Here is a 24206-nt window from a genome sequence, read left to right on the forward strand (position 1 = left end):
AAAATTCCTCCTTATTTTGAAACTACCTGTGCAATGCCTTCTGTTTTCTTTGGACGAAAGCCCAAAGATGTATGGATGATTAAACCATCGAATAGCATAAACATAGCAGGCAAGATGCAGATTACAACAATTGTACTGACAACAGCACCTCTGGATAACAAGTTACAGATAGAACTGATCATATCAATCTTAGAGTACATGCCTACACCAAAGGTAGCGGCGAAGAAGCTGCATCCACTGATTAATATGGATTTAATAGAAGAACGGTGGGCGATGGCAACTGCCTCTTTCTTGGATTTTCCGTTGACACGTTCTTTCTGGTATTTTGTAGTCATTAAAATAGCATAATCTACAGTAGCACCAAGCTGGATGGTTCCAATAACAACGCTAGATACAAATGGAATCGTAACGCCTGTGTAATATGGAAATGCCATATTAATGAAAATAGCAAACTCAATTACCGCAACTAGTAAAAATGGAATCGAGATGGAACGGAATACAATTAAAATAATTGCGAAAATTGCGGCAATGGATGCAATGCTTACATTTTTAAAATCCGTATCTGTTACATCTACTAAGTCCTTGGTTAATGGCGCTTCACCAATAATCATGGATTCAGGACTATAAGTTTTAATCAGGTCGTTGATTTTGCTTACTTGCTGGTTAGATTCTGCAGTGGCTGTCTTATAATCAGAGCAGACAAATACCAGCTCATAATGCTCTCCCTTTAATTTCGAAGTAGCTTCTTTGGGAAGCATAGACTCAGGGAAATTAGCACCAACCAGACTGTTTAAGCCAAGTGACCATTTAACCCCTTTAATATTTTCCATTTTATCTAGCATCTGCGATTTGTCTTTGGCAGATAATCCATTTTTCAGAAGTACCATATGAACCGAGTTCATCTGGAAATCTTCATCTAATTTTTTATTGGCAATAGCACCTTGCAGATCTGCTGGCAATGCCTCGTCAATTCTATAATATACGTTTACATGGTTATTGCCGTAGATTGCTGGGAAAAGCAGAACTACGAAAATAAGGAAGAACACGAAATAGTGTCTGGTAATAAAAGCACTTACTTTATCCATGCTTGGAACAAAGCTGCGGTGAGTGGTTTTATCAATTGCTTTGTCAAACACTAAGATTAAGGATGGAAGTAAAGTAACGCAGCAGATAACACCTAAGATAACACCTTTCGCCATTACGATTCCGATATCTTTTCCTAATGTGAAGGACATGAAGCATAAAGCAATGAAACCAGCGATGGTAGTAACAGAGCTTCCGGCTACAGACTGGAAGGTGTTGCTGATTGCGTGTGACATAGCACGTTGGTTGTCATCTGGGAATCTTAATTTATTTTCTTCGTAACTATTTAATAAGAAGATAGAGTAATCCATTGTAACACCAAGCTGCAGGATTGCAGTTAATGCCTGTGTTATGTAGGATATCTCACCTAAGAAAATATTGCTTCCTAAATTATATAAAATAGCGATTCCGATACTTAACAGGAATAAAACAGGAACTAATAATGAGTTCATAGTAAGCATCAGAACGATTAAGGAAAGGATAGCGGCAATGGCAACGTATATCGGCATTTCCTGATTGAATAAGCCTTTGATATCTGTTACAACGGCGGACATGCCACTTACATAGCATTGTCTGCTTACTACCTTCCGCATTTCCTGAATGGTATCCATGGTGGTGTCACTGGAAGTAGAATCATCAAACAATGCAATAAGCATCGTTGCATTTCCTTGAAATAGGCCATCCTTTATTTCGGAAGGAAGCATCTGGACTGGAACATTGATGTCTAGTGCATCATCATACCAGATTACATCTTTTACGTGCTGGATTTTTTCTAAGTTTTGTTCAAGTTTTTGTACCTCTTTTGGTTCCATGTCTTCCACGACGACCATAGAAAAAGCACCCATGCCGAACTCATCAAGTAATATATTCTGTCCATTTACAGTTTCTAAGTTGTCAGGAAGGTAACTTAACACGTCATAATTAATTCTGGTTTTTATCATTCCATAAGTAGCTGGAATAAGAAGCACCAGACAGATAAGCAATATTAGCTTGGCGTGCTTTGAAATAAATTTTCCAAAATGAATCATTGTATTTCCTCCTATAAGAAATAATTTAAAAATGACTATCGTTCATTTTTATTCTAAAATGGTTATACTACAAAAATGACTATTAGTCAATATTTCTCTTAATAAATTTATTTATTATTTTTGTTTTTATGTATAAAAACAATAAAAAGTCAGATACTACAATACTAAAAATGGAAGATAAAGTTAGGGAGTGAAAATGTGAATCCAGCTAATTGTCTGAATTTTTGTGAGATTCTGCCTTACTTGAAAAAGAAGAGGAGTCTTTGGGAAATCTATGCGGATGCAATGAAAGCAGCGGATTTTCAGGACTGTGAGAGAATCTATATTGGAACCAGTTTTTGTGGAAAATATTTTCTGCACCAGCAAGATGGGCTTCTAAAGGAAATATTTGCAATGTGCCAGGATAAAGAGCTTTGTGTTACGTTAGTGATCCCTACATTTTCTGAAGGAGATTTAGAAGAAGGAAAGAAGAAGATAGCACATATCCTAGAGCTTGGTGCAAACCTTATAGATGAAATAACGGTAAATGATGTAGGGGCCCTAAGGTATGAGGAACAGTTTCAGAAGAAGATGAATTTAGGAAGGCTGTTTATGAAAGACTACCGGGATCCAAGATATACAGAATATTTTCAGATTCCCTGGAAACCTAAAATGTTTACAGACTACATGAAGGAAATCCTAGTGAAGTACAACGTACAGGGCTGTGAAATGGACATGACTCATAAACTTATGGATTTTTCACAGATGCCTAAGGAACTGACCGCTGGGATTCATATACCTTATACCTATCAGACTGTGGGAAGAATCTGCGAGTATGCCTCCATTCAGAAAGAGGTAGCGAAAAAGTTCCGTGCGAATGATGCCTGCCAGGAAAACTGTGCCAGCCATTTGCTAAAGTATGTGGTGTCCGATGGGGATATGGAATATGTACGTTTTGGAAGAACCATTTATTTTAAACAGAAAGGATTTGAAGTAAATGGATTACAAAAGTATCGGATTATTTATTTCCCTATTGACTTATAGAGAGATGGAAATGAGAGAAAAACTGGCTATAACCAGAGGAAAGAGAGATGAGGTACCCGTTGAAAGCATTAGTGCCATTTAATAATGAAGAACACTTTGAGGCCTATCAGATTGCAGGGGCAGGAGAATTTTATATAGGATTTTATGAGGAAGCATGGGAGGAGGAATTCGGGGAGTATGCGGATTTAAACCGTCTTACAGGGTATAAAAAATCCGCTAATAAGTACTCTTTTGAGGAAATCTTGCCCATTATCCAGAAGGTAAAATCACATAAGCTGGCCATTTATGTAACGTTTAACTCTAGCATTTATACGCAGGAACAGCTAAACTTCATGGAGCGTTATATGGAACCTCTTCATGCTGCGGGAGCAGATGGAATCATTGTATCCTGTCCTGAACTGGTTCCTATCGGGAAGAAGTACCGTTTAAATGTTGTAATTAGTACCATTGCAGGTATCTACAATTCGGATATTGCAAAGTATTACTGGAAGCTTGGAGTGGAACGGATTATTCTTCCAAGAGATCTTAGTATTTTGGATATTGAGAAGATTGTCCACGCTGTTCCAGACGTGGAATACGAAGTATTTATGATGCGGAATGGATGCTCTTTTTCGGATTCTAATTGTCTTGGATTGCATCGCTCGGAGAAGCCAGCAATTTGTGCGGCATTATGTAATGGAGAAAGTGAGCTTGCTATATTGGCAGAAGGATTTCAGAACCGCCATGATGCAGAACTGAATAATCTTTTGTACCATAATATTTTTCATTCCTATGCTTGTGGTTTGTGTTCTCTCTACCGCTTTGTAAAGCTGGGAATTGCTGCTGGAAAAATTGTAGGAAGAACTGATTGCTTTGAGGAGGTATGCGAGGATATCCGCTTAATCTGTGACAATGTAAATATTGCAAAAGAGTGTAGTTCTGAGGAAGAATATTTAAATAAAATGAAATTTCCATCAAAGAATATGATTATGTGTAAGATGGGGCTAAACTGTTATTATCCAGAAACAAGATTTTAGTTCATTTCGTATCAGAAAAAGATACATGATAGTGCAATAGAGTTTCTTTTCCTGTGGGAGTGGGTTATAATCAATGCATAAAACAATTGAAGATTTAAAGAGAGGGATATTCCAGATAATGAAAAGGTTATGAAGAACGGAGTATCAGAGAGAAAGGAAAAGTGATTCTGGCTGTGTTGAATTCAAAGCGAAGGCTGGGTCCACTGGTAGCTATACAAAAAAGAATTATTGTGTGCGCTGTATAGCTGCAAAAGCGAAAAGGTTATGAAGAATGGTGGAGCAGTTTTTGGTGTGGAATTTGCAGCAGGTGAAGGTTTTTCTTTCAATCAAGCTGATATCGGCAATGTGTGCAAAGATTGGCCGATAAGAGCATAGCAGAAGAAACTGGAAAACGAATTATAATCGGACAGGTATTTCGGGCAAAATATCTTGTCAGGACTGACTGCTTTGGCTGACCTTGTGCAAGTTAGCATAGCGGGGATTTCTATATGATATATATAGAAACAGTGAAATATGTTATTAAGAGTAGAATTCTTTGGGTTCTATATTCTTTAATAAAACTTCCTAAAAAAGAGAGACTGTCCATACAGGCTTAGTAAAGCAGGTATGGACAGTCTTTTTGATTAACATTTCATTATTGAATAAAATTAGTCTTTGCCCCGCTTACAGCCACTGGTTTCCCAATTCCATTCTCTTTTCCAGCCTCAATACACTTTAAAATCCAAGCCATATTCTGGCCTACATTTCTCATTGTCTGAAGTCCTTCAAGGTCTTTTTGCACATCCTCTGGACAGCTTCCGTGAACCATATTCCAGTAACTTCCTGAAATAATAGGCATGTTACGGATGCCAAGATATTTATTCAGCTGATCAAGAGTAGCAGTTGTTCCAGCACGTCTTGCACTAGCCACACAGGCAGCAGGTTTATAGGCTAAATAAGAGCTTCCAGCCAAGAAAAGCCTATCCAGAAAAGCAGTGATAAATCCAGATGCTCCAGCAAAATGTACAGGAGAACCGAATACAAATCCATCCGCAGTCTTTAGTTTGTCGATGGCTTCATTTACACAGTCTTCATTATAAGCACAGTGATGGTCTTCGTTTTGGGAACAAAGTCCACAGCCTACGCAGCCTCTGACTGCTTTGCTGCCAATCTGGAAAATCTCCGTTTCAATACCTTCCTTTTCTAAAACATTTGCTATTTCTGTTAAAGCTGTATATGTACATCCATTTGCCTTAGGGCTGCCGTTAAATAATAATACTTTCATGATAAGTACTCCTTTCAAAATAATATGAACTTACTATAAGTTATTATACAGGAATCCAAAAAATACGCAAGAAATACGTAAGCATTTGCTTTAATAGCATGCTTAGTATTAAGATTATTTTACATATAGACGGAAAGTTTACATATACCATACAATAACAAAAAATGTTTTACCTAGTTTTTACGGATGTAGCAATGCATTTTTTACACAGTTTTTCTATGATGGAACTAGTAATACAAATTTAAATAGAAAAGAAAATGTAAGGAGTGTATAAGTATGGACATTTTTGGCGTATTAACTTTAATAGGAGGGCTGGCTTTATTCCTCTTTGGCATGAATACTATGGGAAATGGTTTAGAAAAAGTTTCAGGTGGAAAACTGGAAAAGATATTAGAAAAGCTGACTTCCAGTCCTGTAAAAGCAGTTCTGTTAGGTGCAGGTGTTACAGCGGTAATACAGTCGTCCTCTGCTACAACCGTTATGGTAGTTGGTTTTGTAAACTCAGAAATCATGAAACTGTCACAATCCATTGGCATTATTATGGGGGCTAACATTGGCACTACAGTAACCTCCTGGATTTTGAGCTTGTCAGGAATAGAAAGTGAAAATCTGGTAATACAGCTATTAAAACCAACTTCGTTTTCACCAGTGCTTGCAATCATTGGAGTTTTCTTTATCCTGTTTAGCAAGAAAGAAAAGAAAAAGGATATCGGATCTATTTTGATTGGCTTTGCCATTCTTATGACGGGGATGGAAATTATGAGTGGTGCAGTAAAACCACTTGCCAATGAACCAGCATTTACAAATCTGTTTATCAAGTTTGAAAACCCAGTTTTTGGATTAGCAGCTGGAGCTGTTTTAACTGCAATTATACAAAGCTCATCTGCGTCTGTAGGTATCTTACAGGCTTTGTGTAAGACAGGAACAGTCACATATGGGGCCGCATTTCCTATTATTATGGGACAGAATATTGGAACTTGTGTTACAGCACTTATTTCTTCAGCTGGTGCTAAGAAAAATGCCAAACGTGCCGCATTCATACATTTTTATTTTAATGTAATTGGAACTACAGTATTTATGATGGGATTTTATGCATTGAATGCAGTGATTCATTTTCAGATTCTGGCTCATGTAGTAAATGGAGCAGCGATTGCTGTAATCCATAGTGCGTTTAATATAGGAGCAACCCTTTTGCTGTTGCCATTTTCCAAAGCATTAGAGAAACTTGCGTGTGCTACCATACGTGAAACAGAAGAAGAGGCTGGTGAATTTGATTCAATTGCAAAAGAACTAGATTCACGTTTTCTGGATACTCCTGGTTACGCCGTAAAACAATGCCAGATGGTTACAAGAAGCATGGCAGATTTAGTAGAGAAAAATTTAGAAGAGGCAATGGGGCTTTTGGAACATTACGATCAGGAGAGGGCAGAACTGGTTACTAAGATGGAAAATCAGGTAGATCACTATGAGGATGTGGTAGGGACTTATCTTATTAAATTAAGCAGTAAAAGCTTGACAGTAAAGGATAGCCAGGCCATAGCCCAGATGCTTCATTGTATAGGAGATTTTGAACGAATATCCGATCATGCTTCTAATATAATGGAAGCAGCCAGAGAAATGCAGGAAAAAAACATTCAGTTTTCAGTGCAAGCCAAGAATGAACTTTCAGTATACCAGAATGCAGTAAAGGATATTGTGAAAATGGCAAAAAAAGCATTTGTAACAGAAGATCCAGAACTAGCGAAGCAGATTGAACCTTTAGAAGAAACAGTAGATTATTTAAATGTAGAAATAAAGGAACGTCATGTTGCACGTCTGGGGGAAGGAAAATGTACCATAGAATTAGGCTTTGTGTTTAATGATTTATGCGTAAACTTTGAGCGTATTGCTGACCATTGCTCTAATATTGGACTTTCTGTTATTCAGGTGCAAAGGAGTAAATTTGATGCTCATGAGTATATTTTCAGATTGAAACATGAGATAGATTCAGAATTCAGAAAACAGTTTGATTTCTATAAAAGACAGTATACTCTGCCACAAAGTTTATAAGAAAATCGAAAAAAAGTCTCAGCTGCCATGTAGAAAGAGGCTTTTTTCATTGTATTTTTATTTATTTCTAGGTATAATAGAGAAAAGTAAACTAATTTAGAAAAAGACAAAGGTGAAAGGAATACATGAGAAATATTAAATTGACCATTGAATATGATGGAAGCCGTTACACAGGCTGGAAGCGTCTTGAAAAAGGAGAGGGAATCAATACAATCGAAAGCAAGATTATAAGTGTGATTGAGAAGATGACCAACGAACGCATAGAGCTAAACTGTGGAAGCAGAACAGAAGTTGGAGTACATGCATATGGACAGGTTGTGAATTTTAAGACCAGTACGAAAATGAAACTTTATGAAATAAAACAGTACTTTAACCGTTATCTGCCAAGAGACATCGCTGTGATAGAAGTGGAAGAAATGCCAGAACGTTTTCATGCCCAGTTAAATGCAAAGTCCAGAACATATTTGTACCGCATTGCAATAGGCGAAGTACAGAGCGTGTTTGAAAGAAAATACACCTATTACTGTTTCCACGACTTAGATGTTGAGAAAATGAAAGAGGCAGCAGCACTTTTAATAGGAAAACATGATTTTAGAAAATTTTCAACTGTTAAAAAGACAAAATCTACAGAAAAAGAGATTTATGGAATAGATATCTATAAGGATTTAAGTGAAATACAGATAACCTTGCAGGCAAATGATTTCTTGCATAATATGGTCCGCTTAATTGTAGGAACGTTAATGGATATTGGTTTAGGGGAAAGGGAAGTAAGCTGTATCAAAGAGGTACTGGATACGAAATCTTTAGTTAAAGCAAGTGAACCTGCACAGCCTCAAGGACTATTTTTGCAGGAAATCGAATATAATGTAGATCTATTACGGAATAATTTGTAAATAACAAGAAAGAAATAGACTAAATTATAAAAAAATTTTACGATAAATCATAAAATCCATTTTCACTAAGCAGGAAATGTGATAGAATAAGATGATTCAAAAAAAAGGGGATTAAGAGAGCACGCTTGTGTTAAGAGGGGGTATCTGTTTGACTACATTATTTCGGAAGTATAATGATAGGGATCAGATGAAAATATGTGAATTTTTTGAAACATTGTATGACTATGATCATTCAGCATATGGCAATCTCAAAGTTATGTGGGAATGTATGCTGCAGTATCCAAGTTATCCTTTGTTTCATCATGAGGAAAATGGAATATGGGAAGTTGGAGACAGAATTGTAGGTATAGTACATTTGTCTGGGCCTTGGCTTGGCGAAGTGAATATCGACATACATCCAAATTACGTTGAGCTTTATGAAGAGATGTTATCATATGCGGAAAAACGTTTTGCTGGAACAAACAGAGAAGGAAAGCGTTATATTCGTACCAGATCTGGAAAAACATTAAGCCAGATGAGTGAAGTGCTTGCCCGTCAGGACTATACTAGATGCGAAGGCGGCAGGCTTTATAAGAGGGATGTCTCTGCTATGATGGAAACACCGGACTTGGCAAAGCAGTTTCAAGTGAAAACTTTAAGCGAAGTATATGATTTTACGAAACTGAACAGGCTTTTATGGAAGGCATTAAATTATGCAGGAGAGCCGCCGGCTTATGATGATGATGTGTATCTGCCCATAAAGCAGGCATGGTTTGATTACCAGAAAGAAATCAGTACCGTTATTCTGGCACCAGATGGAAGTTATGCCGGATTCTGTGGCTTGTGGTATGACAAGGATACACAGGCTGCGTATATAGAGCCTCTTGTGAGAGACAGTTTATATAAGAATCAGGGCATTGGATATGCGTTAATGTATGAAACATTAAAAAGATGCAAAGAACTTAATGTGGAATCGCTGTTTGCTGTTCCTGATGAAAGTGCCGTTGATTTTTATACAAAAGCAGGGTTTCGGCATAATGTGAATCAAGATTATTGGATAAAAAAGTGGAGTACGTAAGATAAGGGGAGTCGTAGAGTGATGCCATATTCCTAAGGAGCACATTCTGAACTCCCATTTGTTTTTGGACTAGCAATACTTGAATTTAATTTCTTTCTATGCGTTTTGCATGTTTCAAATGTACAGTTTTTTTACAGTTTAAGTCGAAATTTTCAGCAGAAAAAGCTAGCATTTCAAAATATTGTATGTTTTCTTTCGAATAAAGTTCCTTTTTTTATGATTCCATGCTAAAATAACTTTAATAAAAAGATTTGAAAAAATAAGGAAATCATTTATCTGATTTTATAAAAAACGGGTGATTAAAATGAACAAAGAAAGAATTGCACTATTAATTGATGCCGAGAATATATCCCCTCGGTACGTTGATAAAATTATGAAGGAGATTGTCAAACATGGGAATCTGGCATATAAGCGCATTTACCGTGACTGGACAAGTGACTCTGCAATTGGCTGGAAAGATGTAATACTAGAGTATGGGCTGAATCCTGTTCAGCAGTACAGTTATACATCTGGAAAAAATGCAACGGATTTTGCAGTGATTATTGAAGCCATGGATATTTTATATACAGGTAATGTGGATATATTCTGTCTTGCTACTAGTGACAGTGATTTTACTAGACTGGCGGTGAGGCTGAAAGAAGCTGGAAAACAGGTAATTGGCATGGGAGAAAAGAAAGTGCCGAAACCATTTTCCCTTGCTTGCGACTGTTATGTTTATCTGGATATGGAGCCAGGCTTTGATGGCGAAAATGACTTGGAATCCGAAGGTGCAAGAATCCCAAAAGAGGAGCTTCGAGAGTTCATGGAAGGGATTATCAGACAAAATGATGAGAGACAGAAAACAACTGGAATGGGGCAGATCGGAAGCGAGCTGAAAAAACGTTACCCGGAATTTTCATTAAAAGATTATGACTGCAGAACATTGTCCCAGTTTATTGAGCAGTTTGATACGTTAAGCATAAAGAAAGATGGGCATTCTACCTATATAGCGAGAAATAATAAGCTGGAAATCAAAGATATCGAAAAGCAGATTCTGGATATTATCAGCCTGCAGGAGAAAGGATACATAGACTTAGGAGAGCTGAATCAGAAACTTAAGCAGCAGAATGAAGAATTTTCTATTAAGCAGTTTGGTTTTTCTAAGTTTTCTAAGTTTTTACATACTTTTAATAGTATACAGATTTGTGATTTGGAAAATGGACGAAGCAATGTCAGCTGTCTAAGTAATTCATAAGCAGATAGAGAGGAAATGTATGTTATATTTAGTAACTGGTGGGAGTGGAAGCGGTAAGTCTGCATATGCAGAGGAACTTGCAGAAAATTTAAGTACAAAGGAAGAAATGGTTCAGAATATAAGCAGATATTATATTGCAACAATGAAGCCGTATGGTTCTGAAGCTGAGAAGAAAATAGAAAGACATAGGAAGATGCGGAAAGAAAAACAGTTTTCAACAGTGGAATGTTATACGTCCTTGGAAAAAGTAAATGTGCCAGAAGACTGCATTGTGCTTTTGGAATGCATGTCTAATTTAGTTGCCAACGAGCTGTTTGAGCCAGATGGGGCAAAAGAAAATACGGTTGCTGCCATTTTATCAGCAGTGGACAAGCTTTCTAGCCAGGTCAAAGCACTGGTGATTGTCACCAATGAGGTTTTTTCAGATGGATTGGATTATGGAATAGAGATGGAACGTTATCTTTCGTATCTGGGAAAGATTAATCGGGAACTTGCAAAACGTGCAAGCAAGGTAGTGGAAGTTGTATACTCTATTCCAATATATATTAAGGGAGAACGATAGAATGGACTCATTAATTATTGCATTTGCTATGTATTCCAAAATACCTATGCCGAAGGTGGAGTGGACGGAAGAAAATATGAAATACGCCATGTGTTATTTTCCTTGGATTGGTGCAGTGGCTGGAATTTTATATATGCTAGTTTTTTCTTTTTGGGGGTTTCTTCCTTGCCAAGGTTTATTGAGAAATGTAATATTATGTGTATTGCCAGTGGCTATTACAGGTGGAATACATGTAGATGGTTTTATAGATACCATAGATGCACTGCATTCTTATGGGACAAAAGAAAAGAAATTAGAAATACTAAAGGACCCTCATGTAGGGGCCTTTGCAATTATATGGACAATTATTTATTTTGTATGTGTGCTTGGATTTACAGGTGAACTTACAATTGAGAGTGCATGGATTGTTGCAATTGGGTTTGTGTATTCAAGAGCGTTAAGCGGGTTTGGAGTGGTAACATTGCCTGCTGCAAAAAAAGATGGGCTGCTTGTCCAGTTTTCCAGTACAGCAAAGACCAGAAAAGTAAGGGCAGTGATGCTTTTCTATATAGTACTCTGCATTGGTGCAATGCTTTTTACGGATCTTGTAATGGGAAGTATCTGCGGGGCAGCAGGCATTTTTATTTTCCTGTCTTACAGGAGAATGGCACAAAAAGAATTTGGAGGAATTACGGGAGATTTAGCAGGGTATTTTCTTCAAAGGTGTGAACTTGGTATTTTAATGATGGCTATTGTTAGCCAGGTATTTATAAAAACTTTATAGAAAGAGGTATGGATTTGGATTTTATAATTGGTGGCAGTCATCAAGGAAAGCGGGAGTATGTGGAGAGGAATTATCCTTTCGCCACTGCAGATAGGAAAAGAGTTTTTTGGGGTAAGACAAGCGAACTGGAAAAGCTGGATACGGCACTGGTAATCTATGAGTTTCATCTATTGATAAAGAGGATGCTTCGGTTAGGACTGGATGCAGGCCAGATCGGAGAGTACGTGTCAAAGATGAATCCTCGTGTGATTGTAGCAGATGAGATTGGATATGGACTTGTGCCAGTTGATGCGTTTGAAAGATTATACCGTGAGACTGCAGGAAGGCAGTGCTGTCAGATTGCCACACGTGCCAGCAAAGTGATACGAATGGTCTGTGGAGTGCCAACTGTCATAAAACAGGAAGGAATTCCTATTTATCTAGTCCGTCATGGAATGACAAAGGGAAATGAAGAAAAACGATATGTGGGAACCACAGACGAGTCTCTTTCTAAAAAAGGGCGAACGGAACTTCAGGAACTTGCTAAAAAGTATTCCAGGATAAAACCAGACATTGTTTTGACGAGTCCTATGAAACGATGCATAGAGACGGCCAAAATCCTGTTTCCAGGACAGGAGTACCATGTAGTAGAAGATTTTCGGGAGTGTGATTTCGGCAAATTTGAATACAAAAACTATAAAGAGCTTTCTAAAGAGGAAGATTACCAGAGATTTATTGATTCCAATGGCATGGCAGGATTTCCAGAGGGAGAACTTCCAGGACATTTTCGGGAACGGTGCCAGATGGCATTTGTAAAAGAAATGAAAAAGTGGAGTTCCCGTACGGATATAGGGAGCATTGCTCTGGTTGTCCATGGTGGCACTATTATGTCTTTGTTAGACCAGTATAGTCAGCCACACAAAGATTACTTTTCATGGCAGGTACCAAATGGCCAAGGATATGAAGGAAAACTCTTTTTAGAGGAAATGTGTATCTGTAGTTTGGAAAATATAGGTTAGGACTGGAAGGACATAAGAAAATAAAGTGTGCTGCTTTCACCAACTTTTTGTTCTGACATAATATGATAGAAAGAGAATTATAAGGTGGTTGTTTATGGCAGCAAAACATTATTTTGCTTGTGGCAATACGGCAAAGGGATTCCAGAATCTGTTTGCAAGCAATTTACAGAACTTAGACCGGATTTTCATTCTAAAGGGGGGACCAGGCAACGGCAAATCTTCATTTATGAAACGCATTGGCCAGAATTATGAGGAACGGTATTTAGTAGAGTATATCCACTGTTCATCAGATTCGAAATCTTTAGATGGTGTTATTGTCAGGGAATTAGGATTTGGAATTGTGGATGGAACAGCCCCGCATGTCATAGAACCAGCAGTTCCAGGATGTGTAGAGGAGTATGTAAATCTGGGATGTGCTTGGGTTACAAGAAAACTAAAAACAGAACAAAAAGAAATCATGAAACTGCAGGAGCAAATCGCTGTCTGTTATCCAAGGGCTTATGAGGCATTTTCAAGGGGCATTAAAATTCATGATGAATGGGAGAAAATTTATATTAATAATATGGATTTTGATAAAGCTAATGAATTAACAGAACTGGTAATTAAGGATGTCTTAAAAGATAATTCTTTTGAAAAAGAAAGCAAAGTGTACCATCGTTTCTTTGGTGCTGCAACTTGTGATGGTTCCGTAGATTTTGTGGAAAATATTATTGAGCCCCTAGAGAACAGATATTTTATTAAAGGCCGTCCGGGTTCAGGTAAATCTACCATGCTTAAGAAATTAATGGTGCATGCCCAGATGAAAGGGCTGGATGTAGAAGTCTATCATTGTGGTTTTGATCCAAACAGTCTGGATATGATTCTGTTTCCTGAAATAAATACAGTTATTTTTGATAGTACCGCACCTCATGAGTATTATCCATCCAGGGAAACAGATGTAGTTGTAGATATGTATAAAGAACTGGTTGCAGAAGGAACTGATGAGAAATATGCAGAGGAATTAGCTGATATTCAAGCCAGATACCGTGGATGTATAAAAGAAGGTGTTTCTTATCTTAAGAAGGCGAAAGAACTTCACGATCAGTTAGAAGCATATTATATTGAGGCAACAGAGTTCCGAGTAGTGGATGTTATGCTGAATCAGTTAATTATTGATATTGAAAAGAGATAGTGGTTATACAAAAAGCTAGGCGGTTTGCCTGGCTTTTTGCGTTTATGGTGTATCAAGCAAGTTCTTTCCTTGAAGTACAGGGCACGGCATTGATATTTTTACATATATTAATTAGAAATAGACTGTTAGGAAGTGTGTCTATGACCTCGCAGAAAAGAGAAGCAGAGCGGATAGCTATGAAAGTTTCTCGAAATACAATTATCGGGAATTTTATGCTGTCTGTGCTGAAGTTTGGATGTGGTTTTTTTGGAAAGTCATCAGCAATGCTATCGGATGCAGTGCATTCCGCATCGGATGTGTTAAGTACCATAGTCGTTATGATAGGGGTGAAGCTGTCTAATAAAGAATCTGATAAAAAGCATCCTTATGGGCACGAACGATTAGAGTGTATTGCAGCAATTATTCTAGGAATAATATTATTTGCTACAGGAGCAGGGATTGCGGTATCTGGAATACAGAAAATATGGTTCAAGGGAACAGAAATTGCAGTACCAAAGGGTACTACATTATGGGCGGCTGGAATTTCCATTGCAGTAAAAGAGGTTATGTACTGGTATACAAAGCTGGCAGCAGATAAGATACATTCAGATGCACTATTAGCAGATGCATGGCATCACAGATCCGATGCACTTTCGTCTGTGGGAAGTTTAATTGGGATAGCAGGAGCGAAATTAGGTTATCCAGTCTGTGATCCGATTACATGTGTTATTATTGCTGGAGTTATTGTGAAAGCTGCAGCAGGCATTATTATAAATAGTTTTCGTAAGATGGTAGATGAATCCTGCGACGATACTTTGGTAAGCAGTATGAAAAACATGATCCTAGAGCAGGAAGGTGTTTTGGGAATTGATGAGATGAAAACCAGGATGTTTGGCGCAAAAATATATGTAGACATTGATATTGCTGCAGATGGAGAGATATCGCTGGATCAGGCCCATAAGATAGCAGAAAAGGTTCATGATACAGTAGAAGAACAGTTTCCTGATGTGAAACACTGCATGGTTCATGTGAGTCCGTATCTGTTCCATACGAAAGAGAAAAAATAGAAATTAAGCTATTAAGCAAAGAAGCGTCTCCCTTTTCATCAGAACATGTTCTAGAGGAAAAGGGAAGCGCATCCAGGAGGTATTGAAACGATTATAACTGTGGTAATCCTAAATAATTAAGCAGGCCAACATAGATCCCATAAGCAAACTGGTACTGGTCATCTCGAAGTTTTATGGCATCACTTTCATTGGAAATGTAGCCCAGTTCCATTAACACAGCTGGCATATTGGTCTTGCGGAGTACATAAAGAGCTGGATTAATACGAACCTGATTATTCTTTGTTGCTACGCGTCTTACGATTTCGTTCACGATAGAATCCCCTAAGTAGTAAGCCTCTGTATAGGCTTCGTATACATAAGCTTCTGTACCGTTAATAGCAGGGTTAGTGTTAGAATTAACATGAATGCTGATAAAATAGTCAGCAGGCCATGAATCAGCTGCCTGAACTCTGGCACGAAGGCTTTCATTGGTGGTGGTTCCTAGAATCTGTTCAGGCTCTGTTCTGGAAGTACGAACTTCAAAACGGTAATCAGAGGAGAGAATGTCAGCTAGATAGGAGCCTACGTTATATGTGATGTCCTGTTCGCGTAAACCGAAGCCTTCTGCTCCCGCATTAAATCCACTTGGATTATGTCCTTGATCAACAAAAATTCTTATAGCCAAAAAATCACGCCTTTTCTTATATATGAAAATCATTATCATGATATTATATTACAGGAAAAGGAAAATGTGAAAAAAACCTGCCGTTTCAGAGGCAGGTTTTTGGAATTGAATAAAGCATGCAAATTAGTTTGTTTGCTAACCTTATGTATTATTGTAAAGAATCTTCAACAAAAAAGTAAATAGGAATGTCTTTTTTCTTGATCTTAAGTAAATCACATGACTTTAGTATTTCGTTTTGAGAAAATTCCAGTTTTCCATTTAGACGCTGGCTTAAGGATACGCGGCCGATGCCAAGAGCTAATGCAAATTTTTCTTGTGTATCATACATTTCTTTGATTTTACCGAGAAGTTTACTATAGTTGTATTTAATGAGATTTTCATTTTTACTATCCTTTTTCATTATTTTCCTCCCTGTTTTCTTAATAAAAGAAAATTTAATAAATGGTTGTTTAGCAAAATTCGAGTTGACATGAGTGAATCATCATCTAATTGTAATAGTAGCATATTATTGGAAATTATGCAACACAGGAAGTTTACGAAATGAGACAAAATATACACAAAGTTATTGCATGTAAGTAAATAAAAGTAAAATTATAGAATGAAACATTGCAATCTGCTGTGGTGGAAGAGGTTTGTTGAAAATCTTGTTGCTAGACCGCATTTTTTTGTGAAAAGAAATATCGAATATCTTAATATTATATTTGAAATACAAAAACGAAAGATAAGTAATTATTTCATTATGTAATTTTTATGTTGAAAACATTATAAAGAAATGTTATATTAATTATATTCTTAAGTAAAAAAAGGTGGTAATAATGTCGAATAGTAAACATGTAAAATGGAGTAACCTCCTAAGTATCCTGCTTATATTATGTGTGATGTCCATTTGCTTATTCACAAAAGGAAACACTGTTTATGCTTTATCGACAGGTAAAGTTACTGCTATAAGTTTAAATGTCCGCAGCAAAGCCTCAGCTACTTCTGCTTCTACAGACACATCAAGTTCGTCGAGTACATTTTTAAAACGTTATGGATATGTAAAGGCTACATCTCTAAACGTTAGAAGTTCCCCTTCTGTTAGTGCACCCATTGTAACAAAATTACCCAATAAAAAGTATGTATTAGTTCTTGGGCAGACAGCAAAATCAGGAACGGTTTGGTATAAGATTAGTGCACAGGTAAATGGAAAGACTGTAAAAGGTTATGTTTCAAAGGAGTATATTGTGCTTTATGCAACAACTACGGACAAAACTGCGTATAACTTAGCAACAGTAAATAACAGCACATTGACTGCATACAAAACCGCAAATACATATGATACAAAACGAGCTGCTTTGAAATTATCACAACAGGTGATTGTGCTGGGAAATCTTACGGTAAAAGGAATTCCATGGTCATATATCTATGCCGTTGTAAATGGAAAAGGAATTTCAGGATATGTAAAAGCCAGTTATTTAACAAAAGTCACAGCTACAATTGGAAATAAGGAATCCAAAACAGCCGTAACTACAAAAACAGCCAGTGCTAAGAAAATAGCAGCGACAATGGCTTCCAATGTGGAAAAACTTAAAAAAGGTACCACTGTGAAAATAAGAGGTGCACTTACAGTATTAGGTAAAAAGTGGTATAAGTGCGATTTCTACATAAGTGGAGCAATACATACAGGTTATATCCTGACCTCCTGTGTGGAAATACCAGATGATGCGGCTTTTTTAGAAGAGTTATCTAAATTTCCAGCAAGCTACCAAAACCCGATTAAAGAACTGCATGAGAAATATCCTAAATGGCATTTTGCTCGGATCCATACAGAACTGGATTGGAATACGGTTATTGAAAATGAGAGTAAAATTGGCAGAAACGTGATACAAAGCAATCAGCCAAAAGGTGGAAGTGCGGGAACTTATAGTGCACCGTTCTCCTATCTTTCTACAGAAGCAGGAGCATATGACTGGGCAACTGACAAATTCAAGGTATATGATGGAAGCAACTGGTACTGTGCAAATTCTTCTGTGATTGCCCATTACATGGATCCAAGAAATGCCCTTACGAAAGAAGGAATCTGGCAGTTTGAGTCTCTTGCGTACGACAGCCGCCAAAAGAAAGAAGTTGTGCAAAGTATTTTAAGTAATACATTTATGAAGTCTTCTTATAGTGTAAAAGATAAGACTACAGGAAAAATAGTATCTGATGAGTACAAAGACACTTTTATGGAGGCGGGACATATTAATGGTGTCAGTCCATATTTTCTGGCAATTCGTGCAAAACAGGAATTAGGCCTAAATGGAAGTGGTTCTGTTTCTGGAACATATCCTGGATACACAGGATATTATAATTATTTTAACATTGGAGCATTCGACAGTTCTTCGGGACAGGCGATTGCCAATGGGTTAAAATATGCCAGATCAGGGACAACGTACCAGCGTCCATGGACGAATCCCTATAAAGCAATTGTAGGTGGTGCTGGATATATTGCTGCTGGTTATATTAAAAGAGGGCAGAATACGCTGTATACACAGAAATTTAATGTTGTAAGCAGTCCTTTTTATTCTCATCAGTATATGTCAAACGTGCAGGCTCCGGCAAGTGAATCGAAAAGTACGCATAATTCCTATTTTAATATGGGAATTGCAGAGGATACATTTGTTTTTTATATTCCAGTATACAAAAATATGCCTTCATCTCCGTGTAAGTTACCTGCAAGTAAAGGAAATCCAAATAGTTACTTGAAAAATATAACGATAAAACACGGAACGGTTACTTTACCGCTAACACCAACTTTTGATTATCGCACGAAGACCTATACAATGGCTGTAGATCACAGCGTGTCTCAAGTTAAGATAAGTGCTGCACCGATTAGCACATACGCACAGGTGATTGATGGAACAGGAACGGTTAATTTGCCAGCAGGAAAGACCACTACGGTTTCCGTTGTCTGCAAAGCAGGAAATGGTTCTAAAACAACTTATACGGTTAAGATTTCAAGAAAGGCATAAACAGGTGAAAGATAGAAAAAGTATGTTACGTATTGAAAGAGAATGCAAAAACTTTGTGAATAAGCAATAAGGTAAGAAGATCAGCGTCTGCTGATCTTTTTTTGAAAAGAACAATAAAATATGCTTAGTTTTAAGAACCTTGTAAAAACGCATAGTTTGTTGTTTCATTTGCTAGAAAGTTTGTTTCGTGTATGATATAATTGTAATGAAAGTTCCGTGACAAAGAGTTTTTAAATACATATAAAGGAGCAGGAGTTTATGAGGTTTACTTTGCCAAGAGACGTTTACTATGGAGAAAATGCATTAGAAAATTTAAAGAATTTACAAGGAAAACGAGCAGTCGTTGTTGTTGGCGGCGGTACTATGAAAAGATTAGGATTTTTAGATAAAGTAGTTAATTATCTGCAAGAAGCAGGCATGGAAGTGAAATTGATTGAAAATGTTGAGCCTGATCCATCTGTGGAAACGGTTATGCGTGGAGCAAAAGTGATGCAGGAATTTGAGCCTGACTGGATTGTAGCTATGGGGGGAGGATCTCCAATTGATGCAGCAAAAGGAATGTGGATTTTCTATGAATATCCAGAATCAAAATTTGAAGATTTCATTGAACCATTTTCATTGCCAGCATTAAGACAAAAAGCAAAATTTGCTGCAATACCATCCACTTCTGGGACAGCAACAGAAGTAACTGCATTTTCTGTAATTACAGATTATAGTACAGGAGTAAAATATCCATTAGCGGACTTTAATATTACTCCAGATATTGCAATTGTAGATCCGGCTTTAGCAGAGTCTATGCCACAGACATTAACAGCCCATACAGGCATGGATGCTTTGACTCATGCTATTGAAGCCTATGTATCTACTGTTCACAGTGTATTTACGGATCCTCTTGCATTAAAGGCAATTGCTATGGTAAAAGACTATTTGCAGTCTTCCTATGAGAAGGATATGGCCTCAAGAGAACAGATGCACTATGCACAATGTCTTGCAGGAATGGCATTTTCCAATGCACTGCTAGGTATTGTACATTCTATGGCACATAAAACCGGTGCAGCTTTTAGCACGGGACATATTCCTCATGGATGTGCCAATGCGATTTATCTGCCATATGTAATCCAGTTTAATGCAAAAGCCTGCAAAGAAAGATATGTGGATATCGCAAAAGTAATGGGCCTTACAGGAAGCGACGATGAATTAGTAGATAAATTATGTGACAGAATTACAGAAATGAATCGTGCTATGAATATTCCTCTTACTTTACAGGAGTTTGGAATAAATGAAGATGAATTTAAAGAAAAAGTTGCAAAAATTTCTGAATTAGCAGTTAGTGATGCTTGTACAGGCTCTAACCCAAGAACTATTACAAAGGAAGAAATGCAGAAGCTGTTTGAATGCACTTATTATGGCAGGAAAGTAGAATTTTAATGGATCTGGTTATTAACATGCGGTGATGAATCACCATAGAAAGAAAACAGTATCTTCAGGAAAAGGAAGATACTGTTTTCTTTCTGGAATTAGAAACGATCTATTTGAGTTAGTTGACAATACAAAGGATTGTGGTATGATCGGGATAGGTTTTGTGTACCCAAAAGCAGAAGAATGGAGTAATAAAGATGGATTTTTCCTATACAGTTTGTGAAAAGGGAATTGAAATAACAAAATATTTAAAAGATGAAGCTGTGGCAGAGGTTCCAGCAGAGATTGACGGAAAAGCAGTTATTTCTATTGGAAAATATGCCTTTGAAGGAAAACGGGAACTAATAGAGGTAGTTCTGCCAGATGGAATGGTAACAATCGGTGCCCATGCTTTTTATAATTGCAGAAAGCTAACAAAGATTCACCTGTCAGATTGCATTATAAGTACAGAAGATGGTGCCTTTAAAAACTGCCGCAGTCTTCGGTATGTTTTTGTGAAAGTCATTCTATATAAAATGACATTTCTAAAAAACCTGCTATCTGAATTAAATCAAGAAATACACGTAACGATGGATTATGAAAAAGAAGGACAAACAAGCAAACTGGTATTTCCTAGCTACCTGCATGACTATGTAGATAATGTAGAGGCCAGAATCATCAATCAAGTGACTTATGGTTCGGGTGTTCACTACCGGGAATGCATGCAGGAAAAATCGGTAGATTTTAATAAATATGATAAGACATTTTATATTGCCAAAATAAATGATTCTGAGGATACTTTATTGGCAATCGTTCTATACCGCCTGGAGTATCCGTATGAATTAAGCATGGATGCCAGAAACGAATATAAGGCATATATAAAAGAACATTTTTTGCAGATTATAGAGTTGTGTGTGGAAAAAGAAGATGTGGATGCTCTTATGATATTAGCAAAGCATGGTTTTTATACGGAAGATAGCATTGACTCTGCCATACAAGTGGCACATAGGAGAGAGAAAATAGCATGTACAGGTGTTTTGTTAGACTATAAGAAATCACATTTTTCAGTTCGTAAAAAAACATTTGATTTATAGAGAGGAATGGTATGAAAGAGGAAAGGAAGGTGCAGATTCGGAATCTGGGAATCCGCATACTTGAAAATGCTAGAAATGAGTTGTACTTGTCTATGCGTTTTCTTGATATGGCACTAAGCCAGCTGGAATATGAAATGAGTCTTAAAACGTTTTTTGTGGGAACGGATGGGAGAAAACTGTTTTTCAACCCTAGGTTTTTAGCGGAAAGATTTGAGTATCATAAAGTTCTGGTAAACCGCGGGTATCTTCATGCAATATTGCATTGTATGTTTCGGCATATGTTTCCTGTGGGGGAGCGGGAAGAAGAGATATGGAATGCTGCCTGCGATGTAGCGGTGGAATATTGTATAGATGGCCTGGATTATCCTTGCTTAAATAAAATACAGTCAGAGTTTCGGAAGGAGTGGTACCAGCGGTTAGAAAGCCAGCTAAAGGCAGTGACGGCAGAAGGAATTTATCATATATTAGATTCGTCTTCTCTGCAACCACAGGAATTTATAAAGCTTCAGTTAGAATTTCTGGCAGATGACCATGCTTTCTGGCAAGGTAAGAAAGAAGAGGAAAAAGAGAATCCTAATCAAAGACAGATGCAAAAACAAATGTCCGCTGTTATGGAGCTGTGGGAAGGGCTTTCCCAAAAAACAGCAACAGGGCTGGAGACATTTTCAAAAAACATTGGCAATGAAACCAGAGGCCTGCTTCGGGCTATGAAGATTGCCAATCGGAAACGTTATGATTATAAAGAGTTTTTAAGAAAATTTGCAACACCCAGGGAAGTTTTAGAAGTGGATGAGGATGCCTTTGATTATGGGTATTACACATATGGTCTTTCGGTATATGGAAATCTGCCTTTAATAGAATCTTTAGAATACAAAGAGGTAAAGCAGATAGAAGAATTCGTAATTGCACTGGACACTTCGGGATCCTGTTCAGGTGGATTAATAAAACGGTTTCTAGAGGAAACGGTTTCTGTTCTTCTGGAGAAGCAGTGTTTTCAGAAGCGGATTCATGTCCATATCCTGCAATGTGATAACCAGATACAGGAGGATATTCTTATTACATCTCTGGATGAGCTTGAGCAGTATCAGGAAAGCTTTACCGTAAAAGGATTTGGAGGGACAGACTTTCGGCCGGTATTTGCACATGTGGATAAACTGATACAGGAACAGAAACTGACGAATTTAAAGGGAATGCTGTATTTTACAGATGGTGTTGGAGTGTTTCCTAAGAAAAGGCCACACTACGATGTAGCCTTTGTCTTTGCAGATACGGATTATACAGAGAAGCTTGTGCCGCCTTGGGCTATGAAGCTTGTAATAGATGGAGGATATCATGGATATTAAACGAGTAAAAGAAGAACTTAAGCATTCGCTTATGGCCTACCTTGCAAAAGATGAATTTGGAGATTATAAAATACCAGCTGTCAGGCAGAGGCCGGTTTTTTTAATAGGCCCGCCAGGGATTGGAAAAACAGCTATTATGGAACAGATAGCAAGAGAAATGTCCATTGGATTAGTTTCTTATACCATTACCCATCATACAAGGCAAAGTGCCATGGGGCTTCCTATAATTGAAAAAAAATGGTTTGGAGGACAGGAGTTTTCCGTGACGGCATATACCATGAGTGAGATTTTAGCGGCTGTTTATGAAAGAATTGAAGAATATGGCCAAAAGGAAGGAATTTTGTTTTTAGATGAAATGAACTGTGTGTCAGAGACTCTTGCTCCCATGATGTTACAGTTTCTTCAGTGTAAGACATTTGGCAATCAGAAACTTCCGGAAGGCTGGGTGATAGTAACTGCAGGAAATCCACCAGAATATAATAAATCTGTCAGGGATTTTGATATTGCTACACTTGATCGTGTGAAAAAAATTGAGGTAGAACAAAACTATGAAGTGTGGAGAGAATATGCAGCAAGTAAAAATCTCCATCCTGCGATTTTATCTTATCTGGATATAAAGAAAGAATATTTTTACGTAATCGAAACGACTGTTGACGGCAAACAGTTTGTAACAGCGAGAGGCTGGGAGGACTTGTCCGCCATTATGTATGAGTATGAATCTATGGGAATTCCAATAGAAGAATCCATTGTGGTTCAATATTTGCAGCATCCAGCTATTGCAAAGGATTTTTCCAATTATGTAATGCTGTTCCATAAGTATCAGAAAGAATATCAGGTAGAAGAAATTCTAAATGGACAGTTTACAGAAGATGTTATAACATTGGCCAAGGAAGGAAAATTCGATGAACGGCTAAGTGTCCTTGGACTTCTGCTTGCAAAGCTCCGTGAAGGGTTTTATGAAGTTTATATTCAGGACAGCTATGTGACCAGGCTTTATGAATACATGAAAAAGCTGAAAATAAAAAGTGACTGTGAAACAGTTTCCATGAGTGTGGAATTAGGCAAAATGGCGGAAGACCAGACACTTGTTTTATTAAAGCAGAAGGAAGGAAAACAGCTTGATAAGGATGGGCTGCTGATACAGAATAAGGTCATAAAGGCGCTAGAAGGAATCCAAAAATTCCTTTTGGAGACAGAAGATTCTTTTGAGGCAGTAAAAAAAGGTTTTGCACAGCATGTTCAAAGAAGAGAGAAATGCGTGGAAAATTCTGGGAAACAATTAAAGAATGCATTTGGATTTATTTTAAGTGCATTTGGAGAAGGGCAAGAGCTGGTAATTTTTCTTACGGAATTGACAAGTGGCTTTTACAGTATGCAGTTCATAAGTGAAAATGGATCTGACGAATATTATCAATACAATAAAAGCCTGCTGTTTCGAGAGAAGGAACAGGAACTGCTGCGGGAAATAGAAGAAGCGAAAACATTTTTCTAGTGAAGCATAAATACAGGGAGAGAATGGAAATATTA

At 37.4% G+C, this 24206-nt stretch carries 20 protein-coding genes; 16 read left to right on the plus strand and 4 right to left on the minus strand.

From position 1 onward, the window contains the following. Window positions 1-11: 11 nt before the first annotated feature. Entirely contained in the window at window positions 12-2111 is a 2100-nt protein-coding gene (locus tag BMY85_RS10035; protein WP_092478145.1) for an efflux RND transporter permease subunit, read from the minus strand. A gap of 198 nt (window positions 2112-2309) precedes the next feature. On the opposite strand from BMY85_RS10035, the gene BMY85_RS10040 reads away from it, so the two are divergent. After that, a complete protein-coding gene (locus tag BMY85_RS10040) occupies window positions 2310-3134 on the plus strand; it encodes a hypothetical protein (protein ID WP_092478146.1) in 825 nt (274 codons plus the stop codon). 47 nt (window positions 3135-3181) lie between these two features. Then, on the plus strand, window positions 3182-4150 hold the full coding sequence (locus BMY85_RS10045) for a peptidase U32 family protein (protein ID WP_242939720.1): 969 nt from the start codon (window positions 3182-3184) through the stop codon (window positions 4148-4150). Window positions 4151-4784: 634 nt separating this feature from the next. Here BMY85_RS10045 and BMY85_RS10050 read toward each other — a convergent pair. Continuing rightward, entirely contained in the window at window positions 4785-5414 is a 630-nt protein-coding gene (locus BMY85_RS10050; RefSeq protein ID WP_092478148.1) for a flavodoxin family protein, read from the minus strand. A gap of 276 nt (window positions 5415-5690) precedes the next feature. Between BMY85_RS10050 and BMY85_RS10055 the strand changes: the two genes are divergently transcribed. The 9 genes from BMY85_RS10055 to BMY85_RS10095 all read left to right on the plus strand — a co-directional run bounded on the left by BMY85_RS10055 (window position 5691) and on the right by BMY85_RS10095 (window position 15187). Next, entirely contained in the window at window positions 5691-7463 is a 1773-nt protein-coding gene (locus tag BMY85_RS10055; protein ID WP_092478149.1) for a Na/Pi cotransporter family protein, read from the plus strand. Between the two features lie 125 nt (window positions 7464-7588). After that, window positions 7589-8356, plus strand: a complete 768-nt coding sequence (gene truA, locus BMY85_RS10060; protein WP_092478150.1) for a tRNA pseudouridine(38-40) synthase TruA — start codon at window positions 7589-7591, stop codon at window positions 8354-8356. Between the two features lie 148 nt (window positions 8357-8504). Beyond that, window positions 8505-9413 carry a GNAT family N-acetyltransferase gene (locus BMY85_RS10065; protein WP_092478151.1) on the plus strand — a complete coding sequence of 303 codons (909 nt, stop codon included), beginning with the start codon at window positions 8505-8507 and terminating at the stop codon, window positions 9411-9413. A 304-nt stretch (window positions 9414-9717) separates the two neighbouring features. Continuing rightward, the gene (locus BMY85_RS10070) at window positions 9718-10647 is read left to right on the plus strand and encodes an NYN domain-containing protein (protein ID WP_242939721.1); all 930 of its coding nucleotides are present in this window, start codon (window positions 9718-9720) and stop codon (window positions 10645-10647) included. 19 nt (window positions 10648-10666) lie between these two features. After that, window positions 10667-11209, plus strand: a complete 543-nt coding sequence (locus BMY85_RS10075) for a bifunctional adenosylcobinamide kinase/adenosylcobinamide-phosphate guanylyltransferase (protein WP_092478153.1) — start codon at window positions 10667-10669, stop codon at window positions 11207-11209. 1 nt (window position 11210) lies between these two features. Then, window positions 11211-11972, plus strand: a complete 762-nt coding sequence (locus BMY85_RS10080) for an adenosylcobinamide-GDP ribazoletransferase (RefSeq protein ID WP_092478154.1) — start codon at window positions 11211-11213, stop codon at window positions 11970-11972. A gap of 14 nt (window positions 11973-11986) precedes the next feature. Further along, the gene (locus tag BMY85_RS10085) at window positions 11987-12970 is read left to right on the plus strand and encodes a bifunctional adenosylcobinamide kinase/adenosylcobinamide-phosphate guanylyltransferase (protein WP_177180742.1); all 984 of its coding nucleotides are present in this window, start codon (window positions 11987-11989) and stop codon (window positions 12968-12970) included. A gap of 94 nt (window positions 12971-13064) precedes the next feature. Further along, entirely contained in the window at window positions 13065-14141 is a 1077-nt protein-coding gene (locus tag BMY85_RS10090; RefSeq protein WP_092478156.1) for a PRK06851 family protein, read from the plus strand. 140 nt (window positions 14142-14281) lie between these two features. Further along, a complete protein-coding gene (locus BMY85_RS10095) occupies window positions 14282-15187 on the plus strand; it encodes a cation diffusion facilitator family transporter (RefSeq protein ID WP_092478157.1) in 906 nt (301 codons plus the stop codon). Between the two features lie 91 nt (window positions 15188-15278). Here BMY85_RS10095 and BMY85_RS10100 read toward each other — a convergent pair whose 3' ends face one another. Beyond that, complete coding sequence (locus BMY85_RS10100; protein WP_092478158.1) at window positions 15279-15851, minus strand: N-acetylmuramoyl-L-alanine amidase family protein; 573 nt, start codon at window positions 15849-15851, stop codon at window positions 15279-15281. Window positions 15852-15999: 148 nt separating this feature from the next. Further along, on the minus strand, window positions 16000-16251 hold the full coding sequence (locus BMY85_RS10105; protein WP_242939722.1) for a DUF739 family protein: 252 nt from the start codon (window positions 16249-16251) through the stop codon (window positions 16000-16002). Window positions 16252-16666: 415 nt separating this feature from the next. Between BMY85_RS10105 and BMY85_RS10110 the strand changes: the two genes are divergently transcribed. The 5 genes from BMY85_RS10110 (at window position 16667) to BMY85_RS10135 (ending at window position 24171) form a co-directional block, all read left to right on the plus strand. Beyond that, window positions 16667-18844: an SH3 domain-containing protein gene (locus BMY85_RS10110; protein ID WP_092478159.1), complete on the plus strand. Its 2178-nt coding sequence runs from the start codon at window positions 16667-16669 to the stop codon at window positions 18842-18844. A gap of 258 nt (window positions 18845-19102) precedes the next feature. Beyond that, the gene (locus BMY85_RS10115; RefSeq protein ID WP_092478160.1) at window positions 19103-20272 is read left to right on the plus strand and encodes an iron-containing alcohol dehydrogenase; all 1170 of its coding nucleotides are present in this window, start codon (window positions 19103-19105) and stop codon (window positions 20270-20272) included. 188 nt (window positions 20273-20460) lie between these two features. Then, entirely contained in the window at window positions 20461-21336 is an 876-nt protein-coding gene (locus tag BMY85_RS10125; protein ID WP_092478162.1) for a leucine-rich repeat domain-containing protein, read from the plus strand. An 11-nt stretch (window positions 21337-21347) separates the two neighbouring features. Next, complete coding sequence (locus tag BMY85_RS10130) at window positions 21348-22679, plus strand: vWA domain-containing protein (protein WP_092478163.1); 1332 nt, start codon at window positions 21348-21350, stop codon at window positions 22677-22679. Next, window positions 22669-24171, plus strand: coding sequence for an ATP-binding protein (locus tag BMY85_RS10135; protein ID WP_092478164.1), 1503 nt, complete (start codon window positions 22669-22671; stop codon window positions 24169-24171). The genes BMY85_RS10130 and BMY85_RS10135 overlap by 11 nt, the downstream gene beginning before the upstream one ends. Window positions 24172-24206 lie beyond the last annotated feature (35 nt).

It is taken from the genome of [Clostridium] polysaccharolyticum (genome assembly GCF_900111595.1).
In the GTDB taxonomy this organism is placed as follows: domain Bacteria; phylum Bacillota; class Clostridia; order Lachnospirales; family Lachnospiraceae; genus Clostridium_AI; species Clostridium_AI polysaccharolyticum.

Bases quoted from the DNA above. Each gene is read 5' to 3' on its own strand.
- BMY85_RS10125 (WP_092478162.1), top strand. From the start codon at position 20,461: ATGGATTTTTCCTATACAGTTTGTGAAAAGGGAATTGAAATAACAAAA.
- BMY85_RS10105 (WP_242939722.1), bottom strand. From the start codon at position 16,251: ATGAAAAAGGATAGTAAAAATGAAAATCTCATTAAATACAACTATAGT.
- BMY85_RS10135 (WP_092478164.1), top strand. From the start codon at position 22,669: ATGGATATTAAACGAGTAAAAGAAGAACTTAAGCATTCGCTTATGGCC.
- BMY85_RS10110 (WP_092478159.1), top strand. From the start codon at position 16,667: ATGTCGAATAGTAAACATGTAAAATGGAGTAACCTCCTAAGTATCCTG.
- BMY85_RS10050 (WP_092478148.1), bottom strand. From the start codon at position 5,414: ATGAAAGTATTATTATTTAACGGCAGCCCTAAGGCAAATGGATGTACA.
- truA (WP_092478150.1), top strand. From the start codon at position 7,589: ATGAGAAATATTAAATTGACCATTGAATATGATGGAAGCCGTTACACA.
- BMY85_RS10070 (WP_242939721.1), top strand. From the start codon at position 9,718: ATGAACAAAGAAAGAATTGCACTATTAATTGATGCCGAGAATATATCC.
- BMY85_RS10035 (WP_092478145.1), bottom strand. From the start codon at position 2,111: ATGATTCATTTTGGAAAATTTATTTCAAAGCACGCCAAGCTAATATTG.
- BMY85_RS10045 (WP_242939720.1), top strand. From the start codon at position 3,182: ATGAGGTACCCGTTGAAAGCATTAGTGCCATTTAATAATGAAGAACAC.
- BMY85_RS10115 (WP_092478160.1), top strand. From the start codon at position 19,103: ATGAGGTTTACTTTGCCAAGAGACGTTTACTATGGAGAAAATGCATTA.
- BMY85_RS10090 (WP_092478156.1), top strand. From the start codon at position 13,065: ATGGCAGCAAAACATTATTTTGCTTGTGGCAATACGGCAAAGGGATTC.
- BMY85_RS10080 (WP_092478154.1), top strand. From the start codon at position 11,211: ATGGACTCATTAATTATTGCATTTGCTATGTATTCCAAAATACCTATG.
- BMY85_RS10130 (WP_092478163.1), top strand. From the start codon at position 21,348: ATGAAAGAGGAAAGGAAGGTGCAGATTCGGAATCTGGGAATCCGCATA.
- BMY85_RS10095 (WP_092478157.1), top strand. From the start codon at position 14,282: ATGACCTCGCAGAAAAGAGAAGCAGAGCGGATAGCTATGAAAGTTTCT.
- BMY85_RS10075 (WP_092478153.1), top strand. From the start codon at position 10,667: ATGTTATATTTAGTAACTGGTGGGAGTGGAAGCGGTAAGTCTGCATAT.
- BMY85_RS10055 (WP_092478149.1), top strand. From the start codon at position 5,691: ATGGACATTTTTGGCGTATTAACTTTAATAGGAGGGCTGGCTTTATTC.